The 25,588-nt window shown below is 60.8% G+C and carries 26 protein-coding genes; 16 read left to right on the top strand and 10 right to left on the bottom strand.

Features of this window, described 5'->3' with window-relative positions; genetic code table 11:
• Nucleotides 1-118: 118 nt before the first annotated feature.
• Nucleotides 119-604, bottom strand: a complete 486-nt coding sequence (locus ACM6IP_RS23840) for an Lrp/AsnC family transcriptional regulator (RefSeq protein ID WP_095166082.1) — start codon at nt 602-604, stop codon at nt 119-121.
• A 316-nt stretch (nt 605-920) separates the two neighbouring features.
• Between ACM6IP_RS23840 and ACM6IP_RS23845 the strand changes: the two genes are divergently transcribed.
• Both ACM6IP_RS23845 and ACM6IP_RS23850 read left to right on the top strand, forming a co-directional pair.
• Nucleotides 921-1,343, top strand: coding sequence for a DUF2000 domain-containing protein (locus ACM6IP_RS23845; protein WP_414862387.1), 423 nt, complete (start codon nt 921-923; stop codon nt 1,341-1,343).
• 132 nt (nt 1,344-1,475) lie between these two features.
• Nucleotides 1,476-2,096 (top strand): LysE family translocator, encoded by a 621-nt coding sequence (locus ACM6IP_RS23850; protein ID WP_414862388.1) that lies wholly within the window; start codon nt 1,476-1,478, stop codon nt 2,094-2,096.
• A gap of 32 nt (nt 2,097-2,128) precedes the next feature.
• On the opposite strand, the gene ACM6IP_RS23855 is transcribed toward ACM6IP_RS23850, so the two are convergent.
• Nucleotides 2,129-3,073, bottom strand: a complete 945-nt coding sequence (locus tag ACM6IP_RS23855) for a LysR family transcriptional regulator (RefSeq protein ID WP_414862389.1) — start codon at nt 3,071-3,073, stop codon at nt 2,129-2,131.
• 97 nt (nt 3,074-3,170) lie between these two features.
• Here ACM6IP_RS23855 and ACM6IP_RS23860 point away from each other — a divergent pair, with 97 nt between their 5' ends.
• Both ACM6IP_RS23860 and ACM6IP_RS23865 read left to right on the top strand, forming a co-directional pair.
• A complete protein-coding gene (locus ACM6IP_RS23860; protein WP_414862390.1) occupies nt 3,171-4,169 on the top strand; it encodes a cyclase family protein in 999 nt (332 codons plus the stop codon).
• A gap of 31 nt (nt 4,170-4,200) precedes the next feature.
• The gene (locus tag ACM6IP_RS23865) at nt 4,201-4,620 is read left to right on the top strand and encodes a RidA family protein (RefSeq protein WP_414862391.1); all 420 of its coding nucleotides are present in this window, start codon (nt 4,201-4,203) and stop codon (nt 4,618-4,620) included.
• Between the two features lie 76 nt (nt 4,621-4,696).
• On the opposite strand, the gene ACM6IP_RS23870 is transcribed toward ACM6IP_RS23865, so the two are convergent.
• From ACM6IP_RS23870 to ACM6IP_RS23880, 3 genes are all read right to left on the bottom strand, one after another.
• Nucleotides 4,697-7,120, bottom strand: coding sequence for a TonB-dependent siderophore receptor (locus tag ACM6IP_RS23870; RefSeq protein WP_414862392.1), 2,424 nt, complete (start codon nt 7,118-7,120; stop codon nt 4,697-4,699).
• 118 nt (nt 7,121-7,238) lie between these two features.
• Nucleotides 7,239-8,093 (bottom strand): FecR family protein, encoded by an 855-nt coding sequence (locus tag ACM6IP_RS23875; protein WP_414862393.1) that lies wholly within the window; start codon nt 8,091-8,093, stop codon nt 7,239-7,241.
• On the bottom strand, nt 8,090-8,635 hold the full coding sequence (locus ACM6IP_RS23880) for an RNA polymerase sigma factor (protein ID WP_414862394.1): 546 nt from the start codon (nt 8,633-8,635) through the stop codon (nt 8,090-8,092). Before ACM6IP_RS23880 ends, ACM6IP_RS23875 begins: the two co-directional genes overlap by 4 nt.
• A 229-nt stretch (nt 8,636-8,864) precedes the next feature.
• Between ACM6IP_RS23880 and ACM6IP_RS23885 the strand changes: the two genes are divergently transcribed.
• The 3 genes from ACM6IP_RS23885 (at nt 8,865) to ACM6IP_RS23895 (ending at nt 11,268) form a co-directional block, all read left to right on the top strand.
• Nucleotides 8,865-9,905: an EamA family transporter gene (locus ACM6IP_RS23885; protein ID WP_401126383.1), complete on the top strand. Its 1,041-nt coding sequence runs from the start codon at nt 8,865-8,867 to the stop codon at nt 9,903-9,905.
• 151 nt (nt 9,906-10,056) lie between these two features.
• The gene (locus tag ACM6IP_RS23890; RefSeq protein ID WP_414862395.1) at nt 10,057-10,809 is read left to right on the top strand and encodes a carbonic anhydrase; all 753 of its coding nucleotides are present in this window, start codon (nt 10,057-10,059) and stop codon (nt 10,807-10,809) included.
• 129 nt (nt 10,810-10,938) lie between these two features.
• Complete coding sequence (locus ACM6IP_RS23895) at nt 10,939-11,268, top strand: hypothetical protein (protein ID WP_414862396.1); 330 nt, start codon at nt 10,939-10,941, stop codon at nt 11,266-11,268.
• 15 nt (nt 11,269-11,283) lie between these two features.
• Here ACM6IP_RS23895 and ACM6IP_RS23900 read toward each other — a convergent pair whose 3' ends face one another.
• Both ACM6IP_RS23900 and ACM6IP_RS23905 read right to left on the bottom strand, forming a co-directional pair.
• A complete protein-coding gene (locus ACM6IP_RS23900) occupies nt 11,284-11,625 on the bottom strand; it encodes a potassium channel family protein (RefSeq protein ID WP_414862397.1) in 342 nt (113 codons plus the stop codon).
• Between the two features lie 84 nt (nt 11,626-11,709).
• Entirely contained in the window at nt 11,710-12,603 is an 894-nt protein-coding gene (locus tag ACM6IP_RS23905; protein ID WP_095166098.1) for an EamA family transporter, read from the bottom strand.
• 93 nt (nt 12,604-12,696) lie between these two features.
• Between ACM6IP_RS23905 and ACM6IP_RS23910 the strand changes: the two genes are divergently transcribed.
• Both ACM6IP_RS23910 and ACM6IP_RS23915 read left to right on the top strand, forming a co-directional pair.
• Nucleotides 12,697-13,482: an AraC family transcriptional regulator gene (locus tag ACM6IP_RS23910; RefSeq protein ID WP_414862398.1), complete on the top strand. Its 786-nt coding sequence runs from the start codon at nt 12,697-12,699 to the stop codon at nt 13,480-13,482.
• Between the two features lie 54 nt (nt 13,483-13,536).
• Entirely contained in the window at nt 13,537-14,412 is an 876-nt protein-coding gene (locus ACM6IP_RS23915) for a serine hydrolase domain-containing protein (protein WP_414862403.1), read from the top strand.
• Nucleotides 14,413-14,594: 182 nt separating this feature from the next.
• On the opposite strand, the gene ACM6IP_RS23920 is transcribed toward ACM6IP_RS23915, so the two are convergent.
• Both ACM6IP_RS23920 and ACM6IP_RS23925 read right to left on the bottom strand, forming a co-directional pair.
• Nucleotides 14,595-15,938, bottom strand: coding sequence for an ATP-binding protein (locus ACM6IP_RS23920; RefSeq protein WP_095166103.1), 1,344 nt, complete (start codon nt 15,936-15,938; stop codon nt 14,595-14,597).
• Nucleotides 15,935-16,645: a response regulator gene (locus ACM6IP_RS23925; protein WP_095166105.1), complete on the bottom strand. Its 711-nt coding sequence runs from the start codon at nt 16,643-16,645 to the stop codon at nt 15,935-15,937. The genes ACM6IP_RS23920 and ACM6IP_RS23925 overlap by 4 nt, the downstream gene beginning before the upstream one ends.
• Before the next feature lie 168 nt (nt 16,646-16,813).
• On the opposite strand from ACM6IP_RS23925, the gene ACM6IP_RS23930 reads away from it, so the two are divergent.
• From ACM6IP_RS23930 to fnr, 6 genes are all read left to right on the top strand, one after another.
• Nucleotides 16,814-17,605 carry a VacJ family lipoprotein gene (locus ACM6IP_RS23930; protein ID WP_095166107.1) on the top strand — a complete coding sequence of 264 codons (792 nt, stop codon included), beginning with the start codon at nt 16,814-16,816 and terminating at the stop codon, nt 17,603-17,605.
• Nucleotides 17,595-17,873 (top strand): hypothetical protein, encoded by a 279-nt coding sequence (locus ACM6IP_RS23935; protein ID WP_095166109.1) that lies wholly within the window; start codon nt 17,595-17,597, stop codon nt 17,871-17,873. The genes ACM6IP_RS23930 and ACM6IP_RS23935 overlap by 11 nt, the downstream gene beginning before the upstream one ends.
• Before the next feature lie 73 nt (nt 17,874-17,946).
• Nucleotides 17,947-19,869, top strand: a complete 1,923-nt coding sequence (locus ACM6IP_RS23940; protein WP_414862399.1) for an alkaline phosphatase D family protein — start codon at nt 17,947-17,949, stop codon at nt 19,867-19,869.
• Between the two features lie 49 nt (nt 19,870-19,918).
• Nucleotides 19,919-20,347 (top strand): bleomycin resistance protein, encoded by a 429-nt coding sequence (locus tag ACM6IP_RS23945; protein ID WP_414862400.1) that lies wholly within the window; start codon nt 19,919-19,921, stop codon nt 20,345-20,347.
• Between the two features lie 284 nt (nt 20,348-20,631).
• Nucleotides 20,632-22,305 carry a cation:proton antiporter gene (locus tag ACM6IP_RS23950; protein ID WP_095166114.1) on the top strand — a complete coding sequence of 558 codons (1,674 nt, stop codon included), beginning with the start codon at nt 20,632-20,634 and terminating at the stop codon, nt 22,303-22,305.
• 112 nt (nt 22,306-22,417) lie between these two features.
• Nucleotides 22,418-23,140 (top strand): fumarate/nitrate reduction transcriptional regulator Fnr, encoded by a 723-nt coding sequence (gene fnr / locus ACM6IP_RS23955; RefSeq protein WP_095166116.1) that lies wholly within the window; start codon nt 22,418-22,420, stop codon nt 23,138-23,140.
• Between the two features lie 14 nt (nt 23,141-23,154).
• Here fnr and ACM6IP_RS23960 read toward each other — a convergent pair whose 3' ends face one another.
• On the bottom strand, nt 23,155-24,330 hold the full coding sequence (locus ACM6IP_RS23960) for an aspartate aminotransferase family protein (protein WP_095166118.1): 1,176 nt from the start codon (nt 24,328-24,330) through the stop codon (nt 23,155-23,157).
• Nucleotides 24,331-24,432: 102 nt separating this feature from the next.
• Here ACM6IP_RS23960 and ACM6IP_RS23965 point away from each other — a divergent pair, with 102 nt between their 5' ends.
• The gene (locus tag ACM6IP_RS23965; RefSeq protein ID WP_095166120.1) at nt 24,433-25,377 is read left to right on the top strand and encodes a LysR family transcriptional regulator; all 945 of its coding nucleotides are present in this window, start codon (nt 24,433-24,435) and stop codon (nt 25,375-25,377) included.
• The last annotated feature ends 211 nt before the right edge of the window (nt 25,378-25,588 follow it).

Consider the following 25,588-nt stretch of genomic DNA (forward strand, 5'->3'; position numbering starts at 1 on the left):
GGCCACCGATTGAGTTTGGTTCGGACGCAGTTTTAGCGCGAGGGGCAGTCCGATTTTGAGGTTACCTGGGGGTAAGCGGTTGCTGCCGCATAACTAACCGAAGCCTGGATAGCTGTCCTCAAGCTTCTGGGGAGCGCTTGACCGGGAACGAGACGAAAGGCTTGATCTCCTTGAGCACAAACATACTCTGCATCTCTTTGATGCCAGGCAGCTGTCGGACCACCGACATCGCAAAGTCAGAAAAAGAGTCGAGATCACGCGCCACTACCTGCATCAGGAAGTCCGCGTCGCCACCGATGCTGTAGCACGCCACCACACCCTCCAGCTGCATCACTTGCTGCTCGAACTTCTGGGCCTCGGCTTCGCTGTGATGGTCGATTCTGACCCTTACAAACACCATCACCCCTAAGCCGATCTTGCGTCGGTCCAACACCGCCCGGTAGCCCTGAATATAACGATGTTCTTCCAACTGGCGAACTCTGCGCCAGCAGGGCGAGGCCGACATGCCGATCTGGTCGGCCAGGGTCTGGTTGGTGATCCTGCCATCCTGCTGCAAGGCTGTAAGGATTTTAATATCTGTCAGACTGAGCATCTGATCGGTCATAAATTCCCACCTCTCGCAATAAAGAGGTAAATCCTACCAGAACCGATCCTCCCACGGATCAAAGTAGAAAAAAATTACCCGTCTAAAGGCGATAGTATTTCTTCAGCATCTGACATCGGATGTACAGGGCCTCAGCCTCCAGGCACAAATCGAAAAATATATCCAAGGCGGACTGAAGCTCAGGCATAAATGCAAGAAAACTAAAGCGCCCTAAAGTGTAATTAAGCGGAAAAACGACTATGGATAAGTGATCGCGATCTGACGTCATTGATAAAATCAACATAACCAACGTTTTATAGATGGAATCGAGGTGTATATGAATTTCGATGCTGCCGTTCACAAATGTGTAATTGTCGTCGACAACACGCTGGGGTTGGGACATGCAGTAAATGCGGTAAGCGTCATAGGTGTCAGTCTAGGACGTTCGGTAGAGGGTCTGGTTGGACCTGCCCTGCAAAGCAGTGACGAGGTTAATTACCCTGGAGTCATATACGCACCTTTGCCAATTTTGCGATCCAGCAGTGATCACTTGCAGGAACTCCATAAGAAAGCGCTGCTGGACAATGAAATTCATAGCATGCCCTTCAGCGCCCTGGCGCAATCCTGCAAGACGTATCAGGAATATGAAGCGCGTATCTGCGAGGCCGATAGTTCAGGAATAGAGTTGGTTGCCCTCGGTTTGGTTGGGCCACAGAAAAGCATCAGCAAGTTGACGGGCAATCTTTCGTTATTTAAATGAACTGCTGAGATGCCGTATTTTTTAGAACGCAGCCATGGCGTAGATGAAAGACTCAGGTGAAATCATTTCATCTTGACTTCCGAGTATGTAAGAAACCAGCAACCTAATAATAAACAATCCGAGAAAAGCGATATGCTCAACGTATCACAAGCACTTACCTATACGGCAGCGCTGGGCATCGCAGCGGCCATTCCCGGTCCCGGCATGGCCGCGCTGGTAGCACGGAGCGTCAGCGGTGGCACCCTATCGGGCTTTTGCCTGCTGTTTGGGTTGATACTCGGCGATCTGACTTACTTGTCATTTGCCATCTTTGGACTGGCGATGATTGCCGCGCACTTCGATGCACTGTTCCAATTGGTGCGCTGGGCGGCTGCGCTGTACCTGTGCTATCTGGCTTGGCAATTCTGGTTCGCCAACCATCAGGCTATTGAAATAGGTCAACCAGCGAAGAAAAAGGAACTGCTGTCGGCGGCGATATCAGGCCTGACCATTACCTTGGGCAACCCGAAGACCATAGGCTTCTATCTTGCGTTGTTGCCGCTCGTGATCAACCTTGAAACAATCTCGCTACAGACGTGGGGACTGATGCTGGTGCCATTGACCATTCTCGTTCTATTGGGCGTTGGCGCACTGTTCATTGTCAGCGCGGTGCGTGTCCGGCACCTGCTATCGAGCCGGAGAGCCCAGCAGTGGCTGTTCCGCGGCGCGGCGGCGATCATGGTGGCGGCCGCCGCGGCGATGCTGATTGCTTGAAGCACGCAGTGGTATCCGATCTCGCAACAGCTTCATGCGCGCCCGAGTCCAGCAGTGCCCGTGGCACCTGTGGGCGTGCTCATCAGCGCTAGCGTTTCCAGTGCATTGGCGAGGAAGTCGACAAATACCCGCACTTTCTGCGGCACATGCCTATGGCTCGTGTAAAGCGCATAGATCGAGCGCCGAGGCATCGATTGCCCGGGGAGCACCTGCAGCAACTGGCCGCTGTCGAGCAAAGGCTGGGCGATGAACGAAGGCAGAGCGCCAATACCCAGGCCTGCCTGCAACATGTCGCTCAGCATCAGGCTGTTGTCCACCGCAAGGCGCACTGGCAGTTCCAGGCGGCTACTGCCTTGCGGGCCTTGCAGGTGCCAACTGTCGGGGTACTCGGCCAGGCGATAGGCCAGGCAGCTGTGTTCGCGCAGATCTTCAACACTCTGGGGAGTGCCTTTGGCTTGCAAATAGGCCGGAGCGGCGCAGATCACCTGCTGAACTTCGCCCAAGCGTCGGGCGATCAGCGAGGAGTCGGGCAGACGGCTGCGGATCCTCAGCGAAACATCAAAACCCTCGCTGACTACGTCCAACAGGCGGTCGTTCAGGGTGAGTTCGACCTTGAGTTCTGGGTAACGCTGCATGAACGCCACCAAGATCGGCGACAGCACCTTGAGGCCAAACGACAGCGGCGCGTTGACCCGTAAACGACCGCTGGGTTCGCTGGCGCCGACCTGGGTCGCACGCTCCAGGGCGTCCAGCTCATCGAGCAGGTGGCAGCATTCGCTGAAGTACGCCTGGCCGGCCTCCGACAAGCTCATACGGCGAGTGGTGCGCAGTAGCAGCAGGCTGCCCAGGCGCTCCTCCAACTGTCGTACCTGTTTGCTCACTGCGGCTGTGGATTGCCCGAGGTCGACGGCGGCAAGGCTGAAGCTATCGCGCTCAACCACGCGGCGAAAGGTACGCATGGCCACCAACACATCCATATTGTTTCTCCTGGGTTGAATATCAATCAATCGGAGGCCTGATTATCTATCAATTAGCTACCCATAACATGGCTGCTCCCCTTACAGGAGTCATGGCATGTTGTTGAGTTCGTGGATCAAAAACCTTACCGGGCTGGCCGTCTTGTCGGTGCTCAGCTCACTGTGCAGCGCTGGCGCGCCGGTCAAGCCCGAAGTGGGTATCAGCCCTTGGGGCGAGAAGGATGAGATCGGGCGTCTGAACCTGATGACCCCGCAGTCGCAGGCGGCAATCATGTCCCGGGTCAATGGGGCCCAGGCCTACGACCTGGCGGTGGAATATTTTGTCGGTATGCCCAGTTGGCAAGCAGCAGGTGATCCGCCGTACCAGATGTGGATGACCCACACCCCACACGGCAATGTCATCGCCGACCCGATGCAGGTTGGCCAGCCGATGAATCAACACGTCAGCTACAGCGGCTCGGCGGTGTCTATGTATGCCCACATGGGCACCCACATCGACGCGCTCAATCACTTTGGCCTCGACGGCAAGATCTGGAACGGCTTTCGTGCCGACCAGCACCTCGGCGACCGTGGCTGGAATGTCACGGGAGCAGAAAAGCTGCCGCCGATCATCGCCCGCGGGGTGATGATCGATGTGGCCGCAGCCAAGGGCCTGGAGCAATTGGCGGACAGCTACCGAATCACCCGCAGTGATTTACAGCAGGCGCTGGCCAAGCAGCGAGTGGCGCTGGAAAAGGGCGATGTGGTGCTGATTCGCACCGGGCGCATGCGTGACTATGAGCACGCCCAGGTCTACATGGCCAACCCGCCGGGCCTGAGCCTGGATGCGGCGAAGTTTCTGGTGGAGACCAGCGGCGCCATGGTGGTCGGTGCCGACAACTTGAGTTTTGAGACTTTCCCTTCCGAGGTCGAGGGCAACTATCTGCCGCTGCACACCTATCTGTTGGCCATGCAGGGCGCGCCGATCATTGAGTTGGTGAATTTGGAAGGTTTGTCCCGGGATCAAGTCTACCAATTCGCCTTTGTCGGAGCCTCGTTGAAGCTGCGCGGAGCGGATGCGGCGCCGATGCGTCCGATAGCCTTGCCCATCCACTGAGGATGCGGCACTACTTTTTCAGGAGATCACCATGTCGACACCTTCCCCTATGCTGACCTTGTCCAACCCGCCGGGGCTATATGACCCCAGCGCTAACGGCTACTCGCATGTCGCCCTGGTGGCTGCCGGCGCCCGACTGGTCTTTATCGCCGGCCAAGGCGGGGAAACTGCCGATGGCCAACTCTCGACCGACTTTATCGATCAGGTACGCCAGGCCCTGGCCAACTTGCAGGTGGCTTTGCGTTCAGTCGGCGCCGAGGTCGGCCATGTGGCCAAACTCACGGTATTAATCGTCGATCACAGCCATGCCCGCCTTGAGATTTTCGGTGCGCAATTGCAGCAACTTTGGGGCGCCTCGCCGACACCGGCCTGTACCTTGATACCTGTGCCGCGTCTGGCGCTGGATGGCATGTTGTTCGAAATAGAAGCAGTGGCGGTGCTACCCGACTGATAGTTCGAACAAGACACAGCGAGCCCGTGAAACAACAGTTTCACGGGCTCGCGGTTGAAGTTTGCGAGACGCTATTCTAGAAACTGGTGCGCAGGGTAAAGGTCATGTTTCGCGGTGCACCATAGTAGTTTTGCGACTCTACTGGCCCGGTCTGAGCGTAATAGACACGGTCGAAGATGTTTTCGATGTTCATCGACAGGTTCACGTTTTTACTGATGTCGTAGGCTATACGGCCATTGTAGAGGGCGTAGCCCGAACCTTCGTGCTTCACACCGCTGCCCAGCATGTAGGTTCCACTCTGAATACGCGTGCCGACACCTACCTGCCACTTGGCGAATTCGTCAGGCAGTGTGTAGTTGGCCCACACCCGCGCCGCATGAGCGGGCATCTGGGTCAGGAAGCTGCGGCCTTCCAGGCTGACATCGTCCGGATTTTCCAGATAGCGACTGCGGGTGTAGGTGTAGCTGGCGCTGAGTTGCAGCCCGGTCATGACCTGGCCGTTGATTTCGGCTTCAAACCCCTCTGAACGGACTTTGCCTCCGGCGATATAGCAAAACGTGGTGTACGGGCTAAAGCACGGCGAGGGAAAAGACTGGTCGATCTGTGCCCGGCCATTGAAGTTTGTCTGGTAGATCGCGAACGAGGTGTTGAGTGCGCCCTCGTAAAACTCGCCCTTGAGACCCAACTCGTAGGTTTCTCCAGAGCGTGGGGCCAAGGTGTTGCCGGCATACGTCATGTAGTCGGTTTGTGGGGAGAAGATTTCGGCGTAGCTGGCATACGCCGACCAGTTATGCGTCAGTTCATATACCAGCCCGTAGAAGGGAACGACCTTGGCATTGGTTTTCTGGCCGGTGGGTTTAGAGACGCCGCTTGGCTCGGCGATCTGGTCCTGGCTGTAATCCCACCAACTGACGCGGGCACCGATGATGACGTCCAGTGGATCAAGCACGTTCATCCGCAAGGAACCATAAACGCCCTGCTGGTCGAGCGTTGACTTAACGGTGCGGTAGCGGGCCAGGCGATCATATTCTGGCGGGATGAATTCGAGGATGTTCGGAATGTTTTCCGTTTCCGCATACCACTGGGTGTCATAGCGACCAGAGTCGCGCTTGGCGTGCGTGGCGTTGGCCCCGAGGATGACTTCGTGGCGGCGTTCGAACAGTTCGAAGTGCCCGTTGAGGTACGCGTCGGTGTTGTACTGATAGTTGTTTTCCGAACGGCTTTCCGCCCAGTTGTAGCCACCGCCATGGGTCAGCGGATCAATCAGGCCGCCGGTGTTGCTGTAAATGGTGTCCAGATTCATTTTGGTGTAGTTGGTGGTCAGGCTCATCCGCCAATCGTCGTTGAGCTGGTGCTTGGCTTCGAGGAACACCTGAGTGGTTTCCACATCGTTGTAGTCCGATGGCGAACTCAGGTTGGTCGAACGTTTCCAGTCAATGTTCGCACCGGTCTTGTAGGCTGGAAGGCCGAAGTCCATCACCCCACGATTGTTCACGTTCTGGTAGGAAAAACCGGTGCTTATCAGGGTTTGTGGCGACAGGTCGAACTCCAGGACGCCATAGGTCGAAGACCGCTCGGTCTTGGCGTTGTCATAAAAGTACCCACGATCGCCGTAGGAAGTTACCAAACGGCCCCGAACACTCTTGTCTTCGTTAAGCGGACCCTGGACGTCGACTTGCTGTTGATAGTTGTCCCAACGCCCCGCGGATGTAGTGGTGCCCAGGTGGAAGTCCGCTGATGCACGTTTGCGCACCAGGTTGATGGCACCACCCGGCGAACCGGCACCCTGAAACAGGCCGGCTGAACCCTTGAGGAATTCAACGCGTTCGTAGGGCACCAGGTCAGCCCAGTTCTGCGAGGTAATGCTGTTGCTGTTGGGCAGCGGAATGCCGTTGATCTGGTAGTTGTCGATCTGGTAACCGCGGGCGTAAGGCTGGTTGTCCCCCACCATATAGCCGTAGGTGATCACGCCGGGCAGGACGTTGTAGACGTCATCCAGGGTCTGGATGTTCTGGTCCTTGATGCGCTGGGCGGTGAGTACCGTAATGCTCTGTGGAATATCCTTGAGGGGACGCTCGCTTTTACCGATGCTTACGGCGCCCGTGGTGTATGAGCGGGTGTCCTCGGTATTGATGCCCAAACCGGCGCCCTGAATGGTGGTAGCACCCAGTTCCAGGGCGTCGCCCTGGTAGGGAGCGGCAATCAGGTAACTGCCATCGGCGGTTTTTTGCGCCACCAGGCCGGTGTTACCAACGATACGCTCCAGCGCTTGCTCAACGCTCAATTGCGCATGCAGGGCGCTCGCCTGACGACCTTCGGCAACGTCAGTGGCGAACAGTATTCGGCTCCCGGTCTGCGCCGCCAGCGCGTTCAGTGATTTATCCAGCGCCTGTGCCGGGATATCCAGCGAATAAACAGCGCCTTGTGCGTTGACGGTGCCTGCCAGCATCAGGCCGCTCGCGAGCAAGCTCAGGCGAAGCGATGACGTGTTCTTACCCATGATTTCCCCATTCGAACAGTCGATAAAAGCGTTCTTCATGGGATTGGCGTATGGACCGAGCCAGATGTTGAGGTTGATCTGGAAATAATTCTCATTTGTTTAAAGGACGGTATTTTTATCAGCGAGCTTTACTGAAAGTGATGCTGCCGTCGGCCGCGCGCGCGAGGCTTACTGGCAGGATCGATGGCAGCAGGCCGATCAGCGCTTCGACCGAGTTGCTGTCAAATTCGCCGGAGAGGCGCAATTCGCCGACCTGCGCATCTGCCAACCGCAACGGTTTGCTACGGTAATGCTGAAGGTCCGCGATCACCTCGCTCAAAGGGGTGCCGTCAAAGCGCAACTTGTTCTGACGCCAGGCGGTGAGGGCCGCGACATTGACTGGCCGCACGTCGCCAAAGTGGCTCGATGACGCCCGCAGTTGCTGGCCGCCGTTCAGTCTGACGGCTGCAGAACGATTGCTGCTGACCTCAACGGCACCCTCGATTACAGCCACGTCCACGCCACGAGCATCACTGCGCACATCAAATACCGTACCGATGTCCCGGACACTGACGCCTTGGCTGCGCACGATAAAGGGCGTGTCGGCATGCACGACGGTGAACAGCGCTTCGCCGTGACGTAACTCCAATTGGCGGCTGCGCAGGCGCTTCTCAATGATCAAGTGACTGCCGGAATTCAACTCGACGCGGCTACCGTCGGCCAATTCAAACTGTTGCCGCTGGCCTAGTGCGACCTGAACATCTTCGGTGTGCCAGGCGGGGTCGAGTAACCACACGGCACTGCTCAGAGCCAGGACCAGAAGGCCGCCGCAAGCCGCATTCCGGCGTTTACGGCGGCTGTCAGTCATTGCCTTGCCTTCGGCCAGCAGGGCTTCCCTGGACGGAACGCGCTCACGCAAAGCCTCGGCAAACGGTTGCAACGGATCGTCCAGGTCGGGGCGGCGTTTTTTGTCGAGCGTGTCCGGCCGATTCATGTTTTCACCTGCTTCTGTTGCCGCACAAGCCGGCGTGCAGGCTCCCAGCGCAGAATGATGGCGGCCATTGCACGGCCAAAATGCTGGGTGACCATGTTCAGGGAAATATCCAACTCATCGGCAATTTCACGTTGCGGCATGCCATGGATACGGTGCAGCAAAAATACCTGGCGCTGGCGCGCCGGCAGCGCCTCGATGATTGCCAGCAGGGCATGCACGTGTTGTTCGAATTCGACTGCCCGTGCACCGTCCCAACTGTCCATTGCCTCTTCAGGTGACTGGTGCGTCAGAACATACAGGCTGCGAGTGCGCTCGGCGCGGATGCGGTCGATGGCGCGGTTGAAACTCATCTTGCGCAGGAATGCCAAAGGCAGTGCGACTTTTTCCTGGGGCGGCTTTTCGAGAATCTGGATACAAACGTCGTGAACAAGATCACGAGCAAAGTGTTTGCCGTTGAAACGAAGCCGGATGTACTCCACCAGCGAATCGTAGTGAAGGGTCAGCGCAGTCATCAGCTCTTCATTGGGCGACGTCTTCGACATGGTAAGCAAACGGCATTGATGAGAATGTGTCTCATTGTATCGTCATCTTTGCGGCGTTTGCGAGCCGTCCGATGTTGTTCATTAAACTGATATGAAGTCCAACGCAGTTGCTCTTGAGAAACCCTCAGGGCCCCCGCCAGCTTTTCAGCGCCCCCGCCACGATTCAATGCGCTATCCGATTGCGACGAGTATCGTGTTTGCCATCGATACCCTCGCTACGGATCGGATGATGACCAGAAGCATTTTCTACGCCTTGGGTGCCGCCGCGCTCTTTGGTGCCAGCACACCGCTTGCCAAGGTTCTGGGACTGGACGTCCCTGCAGTCTTGCTCGCCGGGTTGCTGTACTTGGGAAGCGGCTTGGGCTTGACGATCAGTCGGTTAATCCGTGATCGCGGCTGGCAGCCTGTCGGTTTAACTGCATCCGAGTGGCCGTGGCTGATTGGCGCCATTGTTTTCGGCGGGGTGCTGGGGCCGGTGTCGTTGATGTTTGGACTGACCCTTACCTCTGGCACTACCGCTTCGCTGTTGCTGAACCTTGAGGCCGTGTTGACCGCACTACTTGCGTGGATGGTGTTCAAGGAGAACGCTGATAGGCGGATCGTCGTTGGAATGATCGCGATAGTGGCAGGCGGCGTAATGCTGGGCTGGCCGCAAACTTCAGCACAGAGCAATGGCTGGGTTGGCCCGGCTGCAGTAGCAATCGCATGTCTTTGTTGGGCCGTCGATAACAACCTTACTCGGAAGGTTTCAGCATCGGACGCCTTGTTCATTGCAGGTATCAAGGGATTGGTCGCCGGGGTGGTCAATTGCACCCTGGGGGTTGCGCTGGGCATGCATCTCCCCGAATGGTCTCTGCTCGCCCCCACCCTCCTCGTAGGTTTCCTGGGATACGGCGTGAGCCTGGTGCTTTTCGTGCTGGCTTTGCGGGGACTGGGAACAGCTCGGACCGGCGCGTATTTCTCTACCGCTCCCTTCTTGGGAGCAGCTATTTCAATTCTGTTTCTGGGCGAAGCCGTGTCATGGGAGTTTTGGGTTGCTGCGGGCCTGATGGGGATTGGAGTCTGGATCCACCTCACCGAGAGTCATTCACACGAACATCAACACGATCCGCAGACACATGACCATCAGCACGTTCACGACGAGCACCATCAACATGAACACGCCTTTGAGTGGGATGCATCTGAGCCTCATAGCCATGTGCACAAACACGCCCCCATACTCCATAGCCACCCGCACTTTCCTGATATCCATCACCGGCATAAACACTGAGGGGCAGCCCTCGGCATAGCGCCGTATCTGAAGCCAGCGGCGCCAACCGCACCCACACAGACCGACTAGACTCCACCACTCCAGTGCCGCAGGTCCCTGCAGGCACTCCCCGAAGCTGTCATTCCCACCGAATTGAACTGAGTACACAATCATGTGTGAATCATGCGATTCAGGCTCTGTTTCAAAAGTGAACACTCGTCGTCATTTTCTTCGTCTGGTCGGATTGGGAGCTGGCGCCCTGCTGCTGGCCGGCGCTCTGCCCGGCAGGCTTGCTCAGGCCGCCGAGGCAACCTCCGCACCGCCCAAACCGAAAAACGTCATCAGCCCGGATGAGGCACTCAAAAGGCTGATGGCCGGCAATGAACGTTACGTCAGCGGTAACTCCGAAACCCACGATTTCAAGGACGAGCGTGAAGCCTTGGTCTCCGGCCAGAATCCTTTCGTGGCAGTCCTCAGTTGCTCCGACTCGCGTATCGCACCCGAGTACGCGTTTGATACCGCACGCGGCGATCTGTTCGCCATACGCGTGGCGGGCAACTTCGTTACCGATGAAGGTCTGGCGAGTCTTGAATACGGTGTCGCGGTGCTGGGGGCACCGCTGATCCTGGTCTTGGGGCATGAGCGGTGCGGCGCTATCGAGGCCGGTATCAAAGCCGTCAAGGATCACACGGTGTTCCCCGGGCACATCCCGAAACTGACGGACGCACTCAAGCCCTCTATCGAAAGCGTGCTCAAGCAACCAGGTGAATTGGTGGAAAACGCCACCGTGCAAAACGTCAAGGACTCGGTCGAGCGCCTGAAGAGGGCCACTCCCCTGTTGAGCGATGCACTGGACAAGGGCAATCTGAAAATCGTCGGCGGCATCTATCGCCTGGCAACCGGTAAAGTCGAGCTGATTGCCTGAGCCGTGCTGGCTGCAATCCTCTACCCCTGAGATATAATCGGCCAGCCAGTTAAAAAGAGACCTTGTTTATCAAGGTCTTTTTTCGCCCGTAGTAAAGTGACCCACACCACCGCACAAGGACCCATCCCCATGGACCGCCCCCTGGAAACCGTCGCCCTCTTCGCCCTCAAGCTGGTTCACGAGAGCGAAGGCCAAAGCCCGATCCTGCGTGACGATCCGATCATGGACGACTACCAGCGGGAGGTTTTCCAGTTGCTGGTGCGCCGTGGTGATGTGGCGGTGATCCAGTTGAAAGTGGCGACCTGCGTTGACCTGGCGCTGGCGGCCCTGGGCGGGGTGGACAAACCCATGGGCCGTGAGCTGCAGCGCCTGGCCGCGGAGTTCAGCCAGGCGCAGACGCTGGAGCAGATGCAGGTTCCGCTCCTGGCGCTCAGGGACTACCTGAAAGACATTCAGTGAGGGCCCTGGCGCGCCCTACTCGTCCTTGCCCGACGCGCGTACTGCGACTTCGATCGCCCGCACGCTAATTGCCGCGAATATCGCAGTCATCAGCACGCCGTTGAACCCCAGCAGAATGGCCAGCACCCGCGAGACGCCCAGCTTGGGTACCAGCTCGCCATAACCGATGGTCAAGCCGGTCACGAAGCCGAAGTAGATGCCGTCCAACGGCGCCCACCCTTCCAGGTGGCTGATGATCAGGCCGAACACCACGATCAGCAAAAACAGGATGGAGAAAATCGGCCAGACGACGCGAAAGTAGAAGCCGACGGCTTTGTAGAACTCACGGCGCACGTGCGCTGAATGCGTGGATGTCATGGTGTGGGCTTCCTGGGGGTGATGACCCATTGGGGGACCCCATCAGCTTGGCACAGGCCTCGGAAAATCGAGGTCAATTGTTGATTATTTGTGTTCAACGGTCGCCGCTGTCCTGGGCTGCGGTCGGCGGCCCTGGATCAACCCCGCCACCAGCGCTGCCAGTATCAACAGGATCGACAGTCCTTCATTGATATCCACTCGGTGGCCCAGCATCAGCACCGAGCCGGCAACCCCGAACACCGGGATCAGCAACGACAGCGGCGCCACCCTCGACACCGGATACTCGCGCAGCAACAGGTTCCAGCCCCAGTAACAGAAGTGAGTCGCCGCGTAGACCTGGAACAGCAGGGAAAACAGCGCCAGCCACTCGAAGTGCCGGACCAGCCCGGTAAAAGGCGCCGAGCCATGGGCCAGCCAGGTCAGGAACAACAAGGGAATCGGCGGAAACAGGCTGGCCCACACCACAAAGGCAAACATCTCACGCACTTTCGACTGTTTGATAATGACGTTACCCACACTCCAACTGAATGCGCTGACCAACAACAGCGCATACCCCAGGGTCGTGGCCTGGCCAGGACTGTTGACGATGATGCACAGCAAGCCCACCACGGCCAGCCCCACGCCCACCAACTGGCCGAGACGCAAGCGCTCGCGAAACAGCAGCACGCCCCAGCCCAGGGTGAAAAAGGCACTGAACTGGACCAACAGTGCCGCCGTCCCGGGCGGCACCCCAAGCTCGATGCCCAGGTTGATCAACGCCCACATCGCCACCCCAAAAATCAGGCCATAGGCCGCCAACCAGCCCAGGGCGATCGGCGGACGGCGGACAAAAAACACCCAGGGCAACGCTGCCAGGGTGAAGCGCAGGGCCGTCAGCAACAGCGGATCAATCGCCGCCAAACCCAGCTTGGTCACCGGAAAGTTCAGACCCCAGACCGCCGTCACCAACACGGCGAGGATCAGGTGTTTGTTTTGCATGCTCGGCCATTCCACAAAATGAGGCCGACACTATGGACAATGAACGCCACGGCCCGCTTGCACTATCAGGTCATTGATCGGTAGATTTGGGCCATGCGCGACATTGATATCGATCCCTACGAACACACGCCCCGCGACGCCGTGGTGACTGCCAACGACTATTGCGACGGCCTGCACTTCGCTCGGCATAGCCATCAACGCGGGCAATTCGCCTACGCCGCCTGCGGGGTGATCACGGTGTTCACCGACCAGGGCAACTGGGTGGTGCCCCCACAACGGGCCGTCTGGGTCCCGGCCCATGTGCCCCACGAAATGCACATGCACGGGCCGGTGACCATGCTCAACAGCTACATCTGCCCCATCGCCGCCACACGGCTCGGCCTGCCGGCGCACTGCCAGGTGTTTGGTGTGTCGGCGCTGCTGCGCCAACTGTTGATCCGCGCCATGGACGTGCCGGCGCTGTACGCCGAGGACCAGCGGGACGGCCACCTGATGAACCTGCTGCTGCACGAAATCGCCGACATGCAGCCGCTGTCGCTCAATGCGCCGCTGCCCAGTGAGCCGCGCCTGGCCCAGGCTTGCAGCAAGCTGCTGGAGCAGCCGTCATTGGCGATCGGGATCGACGACATGTGTCGCCAGGTCGCCATGAGCCGCCGCACCTTTACCCGGCTGTTTCGCGAGCAGACCGGAATCAGCTTTGTCGAATGGCGCCAGCAGGCGTGCCTGTTGATGGCCGTGGTACGCCTGGGCAATGGCGAGGCCGTGACGCGGGTGGCAACCGATCTGGGCTACAGCAGCCCGAGTGCGTTCACCGGGGTTTTCCGGCGGGTGCTGGGGCAGGCACCAAGTCGCTACTTCACGCAAAATAGCCCGGCTTGATTGAGCTGTGGCGCTTCACACAAACAAAGGTCCCCATGGATGAGTACACCCTTGATGATGTCCTGCACGGTAAACAACGGTCTGCCCCTCGCCCCCGCCGCCGAGCCGGTCAGCGTGCCCTGGTGGAGCTTCGGTAAAACCGTGCTGGCGGCCACGGCGCTGACCCTGGTGCGCGATGGCCTGGTGGCTCTTGACGATCCGGTCGAGGAAGGTCCGTTCACCTTGCGCCAATTGCTGCGGCATGAGGCCGGGCTGGCGGACTACGGCGAACTGGCGGAGTACCACGCGGCCGTTGCCCGGCATGAAACCGCGTGGTCGGCCGAGGAGATGCTGCAACGCCTGGACGCTGCCCGGCTGCGTTATGCGCCGGGCAGTGGCTGGGGCTATTCGAATGTCGGCTACCTGTATATCGCCCGGTTGATTGAGCGTACCACCGGCCTGGCGCTGGAAGAGGCGCTGATCCAGCGGGCGCTGGCGCCTTTGGATATCGTCCAGGTACGGCTCGCCAAAGTGCCCGGCGACCTGCAAGACATGGCCCCGGGCTACGATCCGGCGTGGGTCTATCACGGCCTGTTGCTCGGACCGCTGCAGCAGGCCGTGACCTTCCTTGATCGGCTACTGGCCGGGCAGTTGTTGCCGGATCATTTGTTGAGCCAAATGCAGACCCTGCGTCAGTTAGGCGGACCAATAGCTGGCCGACCCTGGGAGTCTGCAGGTTATGGCCTGGGAGTCATGAGCGGCACGATCTCGGGGGGCTTGCAACTGTGTGGGCATACCGGCGGTGGGCCCGGCAGTGTGGTGGCGGTTTATCGGGCCACGGATGGCGAACATTCGGCGAGCTGTGGGGCGTTTCTGCAGGGGGGTATGGATGGAGAGGTCGAGGCGGCGGTGGTCCGCGACTTGAGACTAGCCTTGGTCAGTGCCCAATAACCCGGCAGCGCGTTTTTGGGTGGGTGTACGCAAAATCTGCGAACAGCAAAAATCATTGTGGGGCCTTCAACATCTACTGTGCCTGACACACCGCTATCGCGAGCAGGCTCGCTCCCACAGGTTGGGTGGGTGTACGCAAAATCTGCGAACAGTCAAAATCATCAAAGGGGCATGACTTCTGCCTACCCCTCCAACACCGGCAACACCACCCGCGCCTCCAGCCCGCCGACCTTGCGGTTTCTCACGGTCAGTTCGCCGCCATGTTCCAGCACGATCGCCCGTGCAGCCGAGAGGCCGAGGCCGACGCCGCCGGTGCTTTTGTTGCGCGAGCCTTCCAGGCGATAGAAGGGCACGAATACCTGTTCGTGGCTTTCCTTGGGGATGCCCGGGCCGCGGTCCAGGACGCGGATGGTCACGTGGTCGTCGTGGCTGCGCAGTTCAATGGCCGGTTCGCTGGCGTATTTGAGGGCGTTTTCCAGCAGGTTGGTGATCACCCGCTTGAGCCCCAGCGGCCGGCCGAGGTAGGCCAGGCGCGGAGGGCCGCTGAAGGGGATGTCGATGGACTGGTCGCGGTAATCGTCGATCAGGGTTTGCAGCAGTTCGGCCAGATCGAACGGCGTGGCCTCTTCGAGACGGGCGTTGTCGCGGAAGAATTCCAGGCTGGAGTTGATCATGGCGTGCATCTCATCGACGTCGCGGAACAACTTGGCCTGCAGTTGCGGGTCGTCGATGAACTCGCCGCGCAGGCGCATGCGGGTCAGTGGTGCGCGCAGGTCGTGGGAGATGGCGGCCAGCATCTGCGTGCGGTCCTTGATGAAGTGCTGCAACTGGGCCTGCATCGCATTGAACGCGAGGATCGCCTGGCGGATTTCCAGCGGCCCCAGCGGCTTGATCGGCGGCGCACGGAAGTCCACGCCAAAGCGTCGCGCGCCCTGGGCGAAGGTCTGCAGCGGCCGGGCCAGGCGGCGGGTGGCGATCAGCGCCACCAGGCCAGTGGACAGCAACACCAGGGCGATCACGATCAGGTTGCGCGCCCAATGCTCCAGGCCCCAACTGCGCGAAGGCATGCTGAACATCAGCCAGGAACCGTCGCTCAGTTGCATCGCCATGGCGTACTGGCCGTCCTGTTGTGGCCAGTCCGTCGGTTGATAGGCTTCCAGGTGCTGGCTGTTGAACAGTTGGTGGGCCTTCGCCGTGTTGGCCCGGGTGGCCGCCTCAGGGGTTACCGGCAGGCCCAGGGCCGCATGGCTTTGGCTCCAGCGGATTCCCAGGCTACTGTCACTGGCGGCAGCAGCCAGTTGCGGGCGTTGCGCGGGCTCGGAAGCGGCAATGACCCGGCTCAGGGAGGAAAGTTTTTCCAGCAGCCCGGTCTCGGTCAAAGGTGGATAGGCCCACACCCCGGCCACCTGGGTGAACAGGGCGTAGAAGCCCAGCGACGTGAGCATCGCCAGGATGGTGGTGAGGGCGATCCAGCGCGTCACGGTGTCCCGCGAGCGCAGGCACCAGCCCGCCCGCCAGCCCTTCATTGACGGGTCACGCTGGGGGTGAACAGGTAACCACCGTTGCGCACGGTGCGAATCATTTCCGGGCGTTTGCTGTCGATTTCCAGCTTGCGCCGCAAGCGGCTGACCTGGACATCGATGCTGCGGTCGAAGGCTTCATGGGTACGCCCACGGGCCAGGTCCAGCAGCAGTTCGCGGGTGAGGATGCGCTGCGGGTGTTCGACGAATACCAGCAGCAGGTCGAACTCGCCGGCCGACAACGGGATCATGACCTGGTCCGGCGAGCGCAGTTCGCGGCGCGTGAGGTCCAGTTGCCAGTCGGCGAACTTGATCAGCGGATGCGGCACCTGGCCGGTCAACGGCCGGACTTCACCCACCCGACGCAACACCGCGCGCACCCGCGCCAGCAGTTCGCGGGCGTCGAAAGGTTTGCTCAGGTAATCGTCGGCGCCCATTTCCAGGCCCACCACCCGATCACTCAGCTCGCCCATGGCGGTGAGCATGATCACCGGCGTGGTGTATTGCTGGCGCAGGCGCTGGCACAGGGTCAGGCCGTTGTCGCCGGGCATCATCAGGTCGAGGATGATCAGGTCCGGCATTTGCTGCTCGATAGCCGCCCACAGCGCGACGCCGTCGGTGGCCACGGCCACGTCATAACCTTGCTGGACAAAAAACTTACTCAGCAGATCGAGGACCTCAAGGTCGTCGTCCACGATCAAAAGATGGCTCACCGGCGGGCATCACTCAACGACTGATAGTGCGGATATCTAAAACCATTCGGCGCGCCGCGTCATTTATTTCATCCTGGTCACAAAGCGACGCAGCGGTAAAAAACCAGACATCTTTGTGCAAGGCGCAGCTGCCAGGATCAAGCTCCTTTTCTACGAAGACTGTTCGCCATGCCTTTGTTCAAGCGCTCCCCTGCACTGTTTCGCAATGCCGCACTGCTGTTGAGCTTGACCTATCTGTACGGATGCTCCAGTCGCACCTCGACCGATAACCCGATGACCTGCGCGCAAGTCAGCTACCCGTTGTATGACCCGGCCGAGCCGGTGAACCGCGGGATCTTCGCCTTCAACCAGGTGATTGACGAGTACGCCGTCGCGCCGGTCGCCCGGGGTTACGGCTACACGCCGGAATTCTTCCAGCTGGGCATGCACAACTTCACGACCAACTTCAACGAACCGACGGTGTTCCTCAACGACCTGTTGCAAGGCAATGGCCAGCGCTCGCTCAACACCCTGGGGCGCTTCACCCTCAACAGCACCGCCGGCCTGCTGGGGGTGATCGATGTCTCGGACTCCCTGGAAATCCCGCGCCACAGCTCGGACTTCGGCCAGACCTTCGGCGTCTGGGGCATCCCGGACGGGCCGATCGTCGAAGTCCCAGTGCTCGGGACCGCCAACAGTCGCGATGCCGTAGGCAAGGTACTGGCAGTGGCCATCAACCCGTTCGGCGACCATAGCGATACCGTCGAGACCCTGACGACAGTGGCCAGTGTCGGTGGCACCATCGACAAGCGCGCCGAAGCGCTGCCGCTGACCGACGCCCTGCAAGCCCTGCCGGACCCGTACAGTGCGCTGCGTGACGTCAGCGCCGAAAAACGCGCGGACTTTGTCCAGAACGGCAAACGCGGCGCGTCCGGGCTGCACGACGATCTCTGCACAGAAGCTCCAACCGATGCCACGTAACAGCCCGTCGCTGATGCTCGAGCAACGCCTGGTCAAGCGCGCCAACACCGGCCTGCACTGCAGCGAGACCAGCCTGCGGTTGTCGGAAGACCAGCGTGAATTGATCCTCAGCCGCTACATCGAACTCTACCGCCCCGAAGGCGTGGAGTGGGTCGAGCGCAGCCACCGAGTCTCGGTGACTGCCCTGCTGCGCTGGATCATCGCCCAGGGCGAAGCGCTGCCGGTGGAGCAAGGCCAGGAGCTGCCGGCACGCCAGGCAATGAACTGAATTGCGCCGATAAGGGCCGCCTTCAAGTTGGGTTATCATCGCCGGCTAATTTTGCCCTGGAGCTTCGCCCCGGATGTCCACGCCAGCACCGCAGTCCACCCCCCCCACACCCTTGCCCGCCGTCCTGGTCGGCCCGCTGTTGCGGCGCCTGGAACCGACGCGCCTGGTGCTGTGGCTGGTAGGCTCGCGGGAGCTGGCGCTGACCTTGCGCCTGGCGCCTGTGGGCGACCTGGTGCTCGATGCGACGCGCTGCCAGGTCATCCCGGTCGGCACCCATGCCTTTGTCCACCTGATCGACATCCACCTGGACAGCGCCCTGCCCCAGGACATCAGCATCGACTACGACCTGTTGATCCGTGAGGACGACGCCAGCCTGGTCGGCATTGCCCAGTGGGCCCCGCACCTGCTCTACGACCCGGCACAATCGCCGAATTTCGTCCTGCGCAGCCGCATCGATCAACTGCTCCACGGCTCGTGCCGCAAACCCCATCATCCGGCCAACGACGGCTTGCTCTGCGTCGACCAGTTGCTGGCGACGCCCCATGAGCCGAGCCAGCGCCCGGCACTGCTGATGATGAGTGGCGACCAAGTCTACGCCGACGATGTCGCCGGGCCGATGTTGCGGGCCATCCATGCTCTGATCGAACGGCTGGGGCTATACGGCGAACACCTGGACGGCGCAGTGGTGCAAGACAGCGCCGCGCTCTACCAGCACCCGGCCAGCTACTACCATCGCGCCGACCTGCTGCCGGCACTGGAAAGTAACGACAGCCTGCGCGAACGGTTTTTCGGCGGTGCGCGCAAGCCGATCTTCACCAGCAGCAGCGCCGACAATCACCTGGTGACCTTCGCCGAAGTCATGGCCATGTACCTGCTGGTCTGGGGCCCGACCGCCTGGACCCTGATCGACCCGCAGCCACCGGTGCTGACACCCGAGCGCCGCGAGCGCTACACCCTGAAACAGACCCGGATCGATGGCTTCAAGCAGGGGCTGGGCAATGTCGCCCGGGTGTTTGCCCACCTGCCCTGCCTGATGATCTTCGACGACCACGACATCACCGACGACTGGAACCTCAGCGCCCAGTGGGAGGAAACCGCCTACGGCCATCCGTTCTCCAAGCGCATCATCGGCAACGCGCTGCTCGCCTACATGCTGTGCCAGGGCTGGGGCAACAACCCGGATGCCTTCACCGCGCTGCTGGAAAAAACCCGCGGCCTCAACCCCCAGGACGGCTACCTGGACAACAGCGCCCAGGATGAATTGATCGGCGACCTGCTGAAATTCCAGCAATGGCACTACGTGCTGCCGACCACCCCGGCACTGGTGGTGCTCGACACCCGCACCCGGCGCTGGCGCAGTGAGTTCAACCTCAAACAACCCTCGGGCTTGCTGGACTGGGAAGCCCTCAGCGAATTGCAGCAGGAACTGCTCGACCACCCCTGCGCCATCATCGTGTCGCCGGCGCCGGTGTTCGGCGTCAAGCTGATCGAAACCGTGCAGAAAGTCTTCAGTTGGTGCGGCTACCCGCTGCTGGTGGACGCGGAAAACTGGATGGCCCACCGTGGCGCAGCGCAGGTGATCCTCAACATCTTTCGCCACTCGCGCACGCCCGGCAATTACGTGATCCTCTCCGGCGATGTGCATTACTCGTTCGTCTACGAGGTGCTGATCCGGCATCGCACCGCCGGGCCACGGATCTGGCAAATCACCAGCAGCGGCATCAAGAATGAATTTCCGCCGAGCCTGCTGGAGTGGTTCGACCGCCTCAACCGCTGGCTGTACTCGCCGCGCTCGCCGCTGAACTGGCTGACCAAACGCCGGCGCATGCAGGTGGTGCCCCATGTGCCCGAGCACGCAGAAGCCGGCGAACGCCTGTGGAATTCGGCGGGCATCGGCCAGGTGTTTTTCAATCAGCAGGGCCAGCCGCAAGCGATCTACCAGCACAACGCCAATGGCGCAGAAAAAACCCGGATGGTGGCGCCGACGGTCGATTGACCACGGCCCCACACCAACGCAGTACTCACTAGGTCTACGAAGGATACGTATGCTCACACGGAACAAGATGGTCCCCGAACTGACGGTCAGCGACATCCAGCAGAGCCTGGCGTTCTGGACCGACCTGATTGGTTTTCAGATCGCCTACGAACGCCGCGAAGAAGGCTTTGCCTACCTGGATTTCGACGGCGTGCAAGTGATGCTCGAACAGTACATCGCCGAGGACGACGGGCAATGGCACACCGGCGCACTGCAAGCGCCGTTTGGCCGCGGGATCAATTTCCAGATGACGGTGGATCGCGTCGAGCCGATCCTGGCCCGCCTGGCCGCTGTGCAATGGCCGCTGTTTCGCCCCTTTGCCGATGCCTGGTATCGCTCGGGTGAAGTGGAGGTCGGCCAGCGTGAATTGATCGTGCAGGACCCCGACGGCTATCTGTTGCGACTGGTCGAAGCCCTGGGCGAAAGGCCTCTGCGCTAGCGCCATAGCCTGCGCCGACAGGGTTATCAGTTTATCAATAATGCTTATTTGGCCCCTGCCGCGATTGACGCTCCAGGCCTGGCGCGCCCCTAATGCAAGACCACCAGAACCCGCTCGGCGGCCTGCTGGTCGGGGGCGCGTCAGCCGGTAAACAGCCCTGCGTCGCACACCGGCTTCGCGCTCCAGCCAGCGCTGGACTACCCTTGCTGCACCTTGAATGTTCTGTGCCACACCGCGACTGCCCATCTGCCCGACACGCTGTGCAATCACTCAGAGAACGACCCATGCTCAGAGATATTTTAATTATTCTTACGGCATCGCTGGTGGTCATTGCGCTGTTCCGGCGCTTGAACCTGCCACCGATCCTTGGCTACCTGTGTGTCGGCTTGCTGGTCGGGCCACAGGCGTTGGGTTGGGTCAGTGACTCCGAAGGCCTGCCCTACCTGGCGGAGCTGGGGGTGGTGTTCCTGCTGTTTTCCCTGGGCCTGGAGTTTTCGCTGTCGAAAATGCTCGCCCTGCGCAAAGTGGTATTCGGCCTGGGCAGCCTGCAGGTGCTGGTCTCCAGCGTGCTGTTAGGCGGAGCCCTGTACATGGCGGGCGTGCAGCCCAGTGCCGCGGTCCTGTTGGGGGCCGGCCTGGCGCTGTCCTCCACGGCCATCGTCAGCAAAGAGCTGACCAGCCTGGGCGAGGTCTTCAGCCCCCATGGCCAGAACGCCATTGGCGTGCTGCTGTTCCAGGACGTGATCGCTGTCCTGCTGCTGACCATGGTGCCGGTGTTTTCCGGGACGTCCGGACAAGCCTGGTATTGGGCCCTGCCGATTACCCTGGGCAAGACCGTGGTGCTGTTTGTCGGCCTGTTCCTGATCAGCCGCTGGCTGTTGCCCAAGCTGTTCGACGAGATCGCGGCCTCGCGCTCCGCCGAGCTGTTCGTGCTGCTGGCCCTGGTGATTGTGATGCTGACGGCCTGGCTGACCCATCTGCTGGGACTGTCACCTGCACTCGGGGCATTTCTGGCGGGCATGCTGCTGGGTGAAAGCAGCTATCGCCATCAGATCGAGGCCGACATCCGGCCGTTCCGGGATATTTTGCTCGGGGTGTTTTTCGTCAGTATCGGCATGCTGATCGACCTGAAAATCTTCCAGAGCCACGGCTTGCTGATTGTCGGCTTGACCCTGGCGCTGCTGGTGACCAAGGGTGTGGTGGTCGCCCTGATCCTGCGGTTCACTGGCAGCAACAGCGAAACCGCCTGGCGCAGCGGCCTGGCCCTGGCCCAGGGTGGCGAGTTCTGCTTTGCCCTGATGACACAGATGCAAGCCAACAACCTGGTGTCCAAGGAGCTGAGCGGGCTGTTGCTGACCGCGACCTTCTGCTCGATGGTGGTCACCCCGCTGATGCTGCGGGTCGCGCCGGCCATCGCCAAGCGCCTGCACCGGGCGCCGAACGATGCGGTCAACATGGATGAAATCGCCCAGCAAAGCCAGGAACTGCAGGGGCACGTGATCATCTGTGGCTACGGTCGCGTCGGCCAGGCCATTGGCCGTGTGTTGCAGGGTGAGCACTATCGGTTTGTCGCGGTCGATGACGACCCCGCGCAGATCCAGCACGGGGCCGAGCACACGCATGTGCACTATGGTGATTCGCGGCGCCTGGAGCTGCTCACCGCCCTGGGGATAAGTCGCGCACGCCTGGTGGTGATCGCGGTGAATGACCCGGATGCGGCAATGGCCATTACCCACGCCGTGCGCCAGATCAACAGCACCATCGAAATCATCGTGCGCACCCAGGACGACAGCCAGACCCTCGAGTTGAAAACGGCCGGTGCCACCGAGGTCGTCCCCGAAGTGCTCGAGTCGACGCTGACCCTGGCGGCCCACACCCTGATCATGCTCGGCACCTCCAAAGAGCGTGTGCAACTGCGGGTCGAGGACGTGCGACGTAATCGTTATCGCTTGCTGTAGGCCGGATAAAAGCCAATCCACCGTCACTGATCAACGGGCGCGCGTAAACGGGCGCCCGCCAGGCGCGACTGTGCCCCTCGATGACGCCCGACGATTCTTTCAAGGCTAAAACATGCTCAATTCTGTCGCCCTCAAGCACGCCGAACCGCTGCATTGTCAAAGCTGCAAGTTAGCCGCCTTGTGCCTGCCGCTGGCGCTCAACAGCCAGGACATCAGCGCGCTGAACGAGATCATCAAACGCGAACGCCCGTTGCGCAAAGGGGACTACCTGTTCCACCAGGGCGACCCCTTTACCTCCATCTACGCGATTCGTTCCGGCACCCTGAAAACCTCCAGCCTCACCAGCAACGGCGAAGAACACATCATCGGCTTTCATTTGCCGGGCGAACTGATCGGCTTCTCCGCCATGGACCTGAACGCCTACACCTCAACGGCCCAGGCCCAGGAAACCACCACGGTGTGCGAAATCCCCTTCGACCAACTGGAGAACCTGCTGGAGAAGATCCCCAAGCTGCGCCGCCAGTTGATCCACATCATGAGCCGCGAGATTCGTGACGATCAGAACATGATGCGCCTGCTGGCGAAGAAAAATGCCCAGGAGCGCCTGGCGGCTTTCCTGATCAATCTCTCAGTGCGCTTTCACGCCAATGGCTACTCGGCCCATCAGTTTCGCCTGAGCATGACCCGCCAGGAAATCGCCAACTACCTGGGGATCGCCACCGAGACCACCTGCCGCACATTCACCTTCCTGCAGCAGCAAGGCCTGATCCAGGCGCAGGGCAAATACATCAAGATCATTGACGCGCCCTCGCTGTGCGAGCTGTCCGACCGCTAGGCGCCGCGGCGTGTTCATGACGCCTTCAAGACCCCATACACCCCACGCACAATCATCTCCACTTCCCGCTCATCAAGGGTCAGGGGCGGCAGCAGGCGGATGGTCTTGCCCCGGGTGACGTTGATCAGCAGGCCATGATCGCGGGCGGCGATCAGGCTCAGGTCGCGGATCGAGTGGCTCAGTTCGATCCCGATCATCAAGCCCTGGCCACGAATCGCTACCACGTTCGCCAGGCCATCGAGCTCGGCGTGCAGCCGTGCCAACAGGCGTTCGCCCTGGCGCCTGGCGTTGTCCAGCAAGCCTTGTTCCTCGATGATCTCCAGCACCGTGCAACCCACCCGGCAGGCCAGCGGGTTGCCGCCAAAAGTGCTGCCGTGACTGCCTGGGGTGAACAGCCGCGCAGCGTTGCCCCGGGCCAGGCACGCGCCGATCGGCACGCCGTTGCCCAGGCCCTTGGCCAGCGTCATGACGTCCGGCACCACACCCTCGTGCTGGAAGGCGAACCATTGCCCGGTACGACCGATGCCGGTCTGGATCTCATCGAGCATCAGCAGCCAATTGCGCCGGTTGCAGCGCTCGCGCACCGCGCTCAGATAGCCCGGCGGCGCCAGTTGCACGCCGCTCTCGCCCTGGATCGGCTCCATCAGGATGGCCACGATGCGCTGCCCGTGATCCTGGTGCGCTTGATCCAGCGCGGCGAGGTCGCCGAACGGTACTTTCAGGAAGTCCCCCGGCAAAGCGCCGAAGCCCAGGCGCACCGCCGGGCCGTCGCTGGCCGACAGGGTGCCGAGGGTGCGGCCGTGAAAGGCGTTTTCCATGACCACCACCAAGGGCTGCTCGATACCTTTTTGCCAGCCGTACAGGCGCGCCAGCTTCAGCGCGGTTTCATTGGCTTCGGCCCCGGAATTGCTGAAGAACGCCCGCTCCAGGCCTGACAGCTGGGTGAGCTTTTGCGCCAGTTGCTGCTGCCAGTCGATGCTGTACAGGTTGGAGGTGTGCAGCAACAGGCCGGCCTGTTCGCTGATGGCGCTGACCAGCCGTGGGTGCGAGTGGCCGACGTTGGTCACCGCCACACCCGCCACCGCGTCCAGGTACTCGCGACCGGCCTGGTCCCACAGGCGGGTCCCCAGGCCTTTGGCAAAACTCAGGGCCAGGGGTTGGTAGGTACTCATCAGGTGGGTGGCGGTCATGGCAGCGTGCTCCAGCAGGGTTCGGTGTTTTTGCAGTATCGTTAGCCACCTGAGCTGGATAAACAGCCTGAAACTTCAATCATCTTGAAGCTGGACTTGATAATGGACCTATTCCTGGCCATGACGGTGTACGTCAAAGTGGTCGAGACTGGCAGCATGACCGCCGCTGCCCGCCAATGCAGCTTGTCGACCACCATGGTCGGCAATCACTTGCGCGCCCTCGAGCAACGCCTGGGCGTCAGCCTGATCAACCGCACCACCCGCCGCCAGCGCCTGACCGAGTTTGGCGCGGCCTACTACGAGCGGTGCCTGGAGGTACTGGGGCTGGTGCAGGACAGCGAACGGCTCGCCGAAACCGTGCAGGACGAACCCGAGGGCATACTGCGCATTGCCGCCCCACCGAGCTTCGGTTCCGAATGCCTGGCGCCAGCCATGCACCTGTTCACGCAGCAATACCCGCAAATCCGCGTCGATGTGGTGCTGAGCCAGCAGGTGGTGGACCTGATCGACAACAGCGTCCACGCCGCCATTCGCCTGGGCACCCCCGAGCCATCGGGGCTGATCGCGCGGCCGCTGATGGACTTCACCCTGACCATCTGCGCCGCCCCGTCCTACCTGGAGCGCCGGGGAGTACCCCGCACGCCGGCCGAACTGAGCCACCACGCCTGCCTGACCTACGCCTACCCTGTCGGCGATGACTGGAGCGCGGTGGGCAAACAATGGCCACTGACCGGGCCCGAAGGCGAGGTGCTGGTGCCGGTCAGCGGGCCGATGATGATCAACAGTGCACCCGGCCTGCACCAGGCCGCCCGCGCCGGCATGGGCGTGGTCATGCTGCCCGATGCGCTGGTGCAGCAGGACCTGCAAGACGGCAAGCTGGTGGCGCTGCTGCGTGACTATCAACTGCCCCGCCGGCCGATGAACCTGGTCTACGCACCGGATCGCTACCGCTTGCCGAAGCTGCGCTGTTTTGTCGAGTTCGCAGTGCAAATGTGGGGCAAACAAGGTGCCGGGCCGGGCGCACCCAAATCGCACAAATCACCGTAGGAGCAAAGCTTGCTCGCGATCGCGATCTCAAGGGCGGCATCGAGGCATCGCGGCATAGGTATCTACACGACTGTGGTGCGACCGGGATGTTGGATCAGGCCGAGTACATATCCATTTCTTCGGTAACGGCCTCCTATGGTTCCGCCTGACGGCGGCTCACTTTTGAACAGCCGGAATGCCGGCCCAGGCAAAAGTAAGCAAAACGCTCTTA

It is taken from the genome of Pseudomonas sp. IT-P176, from assembly GCF_949767245.1.
GTDB lineage: Bacteria > Pseudomonadota > Gammaproteobacteria > Pseudomonadales > Pseudomonadaceae > Aquipseudomonas.

What these genes read in the sequence shown, in the direction of transcription:
- ACM6IP_RS23840 (WP_095166082.1), bottom strand. Translation starts at nt 604, where the DNA reads ATGACCGATCAGATGCTCAGTCTGACAGATATTAAAATCCTTACAGCC.
- ACM6IP_RS23845 (WP_414862387.1), top strand. Translation starts at nt 921, where the DNA reads ATGAATTTCGATGCTGCCGTTCACAAATGTGTAATTGTCGTCGACAAC.
- ACM6IP_RS23850 (WP_414862388.1), top strand. Translation starts at nt 1,476, where the DNA reads ATGCTCAACGTATCACAAGCACTTACCTATACGGCAGCGCTGGGCATC.
- ACM6IP_RS23855 (WP_414862389.1), bottom strand. Translation starts at nt 3,073, where the DNA reads ATGGATGTGTTGGTGGCCATGCGTACCTTTCGCCGCGTGGTTGAGCGC.
- ACM6IP_RS23860 (WP_414862390.1), top strand. Translation starts at nt 3,171, where the DNA reads ATGTTGTTGAGTTCGTGGATCAAAAACCTTACCGGGCTGGCCGTCTTG.
- ACM6IP_RS23865 (WP_414862391.1), top strand. Translation starts at nt 4,201, where the DNA reads ATGTCGACACCTTCCCCTATGCTGACCTTGTCCAACCCGCCGGGGCTA.
- ACM6IP_RS23870 (WP_414862392.1), bottom strand. Translation starts at nt 7,120, where the DNA reads ATGGGTAAGAACACGTCATCGCTTCGCCTGAGCTTGCTCGCGAGCGGC.
- ACM6IP_RS23875 (WP_414862393.1), bottom strand. Translation starts at nt 8,093, where the DNA reads ATGAATCGGCCGGACACGCTCGACAAAAAACGCCGCCCCGACCTGGAC.
- ACM6IP_RS23880 (WP_414862394.1), bottom strand. Translation starts at nt 8,635, where the DNA reads ATGTCGAAGACGTCGCCCAATGAAGAGCTGATGACTGCGCTGACCCTT.
- ACM6IP_RS23885 (WP_401126383.1), top strand. Translation starts at nt 8,865, where the DNA reads ATGACCAGAAGCATTTTCTACGCCTTGGGTGCCGCCGCGCTCTTTGGT.
- ACM6IP_RS23890 (WP_414862395.1), top strand. Translation starts at nt 10,057, where the DNA reads ATGTGTGAATCATGCGATTCAGGCTCTGTTTCAAAAGTGAACACTCGT.
- ACM6IP_RS23895 (WP_414862396.1), top strand. Translation starts at nt 10,939, where the DNA reads ATGGACCGCCCCCTGGAAACCGTCGCCCTCTTCGCCCTCAAGCTGGTT.
- ACM6IP_RS23900 (WP_414862397.1), bottom strand. Translation starts at nt 11,625, where the DNA reads ATGACATCCACGCATTCAGCGCACGTGCGCCGTGAGTTCTACAAAGCC.
- ACM6IP_RS23905 (WP_095166098.1), bottom strand. Translation starts at nt 12,603, where the DNA reads ATGCAAAACAAACACCTGATCCTCGCCGTGTTGGTGACGGCGGTCTGG.
- ACM6IP_RS23910 (WP_414862398.1), top strand. Translation starts at nt 12,697, where the DNA reads ATGCGCGACATTGATATCGATCCCTACGAACACACGCCCCGCGACGCC.
- ACM6IP_RS23915 (WP_414862403.1), top strand. Translation starts at nt 13,537, where the DNA reads ATGATGTCCTGCACGGTAAACAACGGTCTGCCCCTCGCCCCCGCCGCC.
- ACM6IP_RS23920 (WP_095166103.1), bottom strand. Translation starts at nt 15,938, where the DNA reads ATGAAGGGCTGGCGGGCGGGCTGGTGCCTGCGCTCGCGGGACACCGTG.
- ACM6IP_RS23930 (WP_095166107.1), top strand. Translation starts at nt 16,814, where the DNA reads ATGCCTTTGTTCAAGCGCTCCCCTGCACTGTTTCGCAATGCCGCACTG.
- ACM6IP_RS23935 (WP_095166109.1), top strand. Translation starts at nt 17,595, where the DNA reads ATGCCACGTAACAGCCCGTCGCTGATGCTCGAGCAACGCCTGGTCAAG.
- ACM6IP_RS23940 (WP_414862399.1), top strand. Translation starts at nt 17,947, where the DNA reads ATGTCCACGCCAGCACCGCAGTCCACCCCCCCCACACCCTTGCCCGCC.
- ACM6IP_RS23945 (WP_414862400.1), top strand. Translation starts at nt 19,919, where the DNA reads ATGCTCACACGGAACAAGATGGTCCCCGAACTGACGGTCAGCGACATC.
- ACM6IP_RS23950 (WP_095166114.1), top strand. Translation starts at nt 20,632, where the DNA reads ATGCTCAGAGATATTTTAATTATTCTTACGGCATCGCTGGTGGTCATT.
- fnr (WP_095166116.1), top strand. Translation starts at nt 22,418, where the DNA reads ATGCTCAATTCTGTCGCCCTCAAGCACGCCGAACCGCTGCATTGTCAA.
- ACM6IP_RS23960 (WP_095166118.1), bottom strand. Translation starts at nt 24,330, where the DNA reads ATGACCGCCACCCACCTGATGAGTACCTACCAACCCCTGGCCCTGAGT.
- ACM6IP_RS23965 (WP_095166120.1), top strand. Translation starts at nt 24,433, where the DNA reads ATGGACCTATTCCTGGCCATGACGGTGTACGTCAAAGTGGTCGAGACT.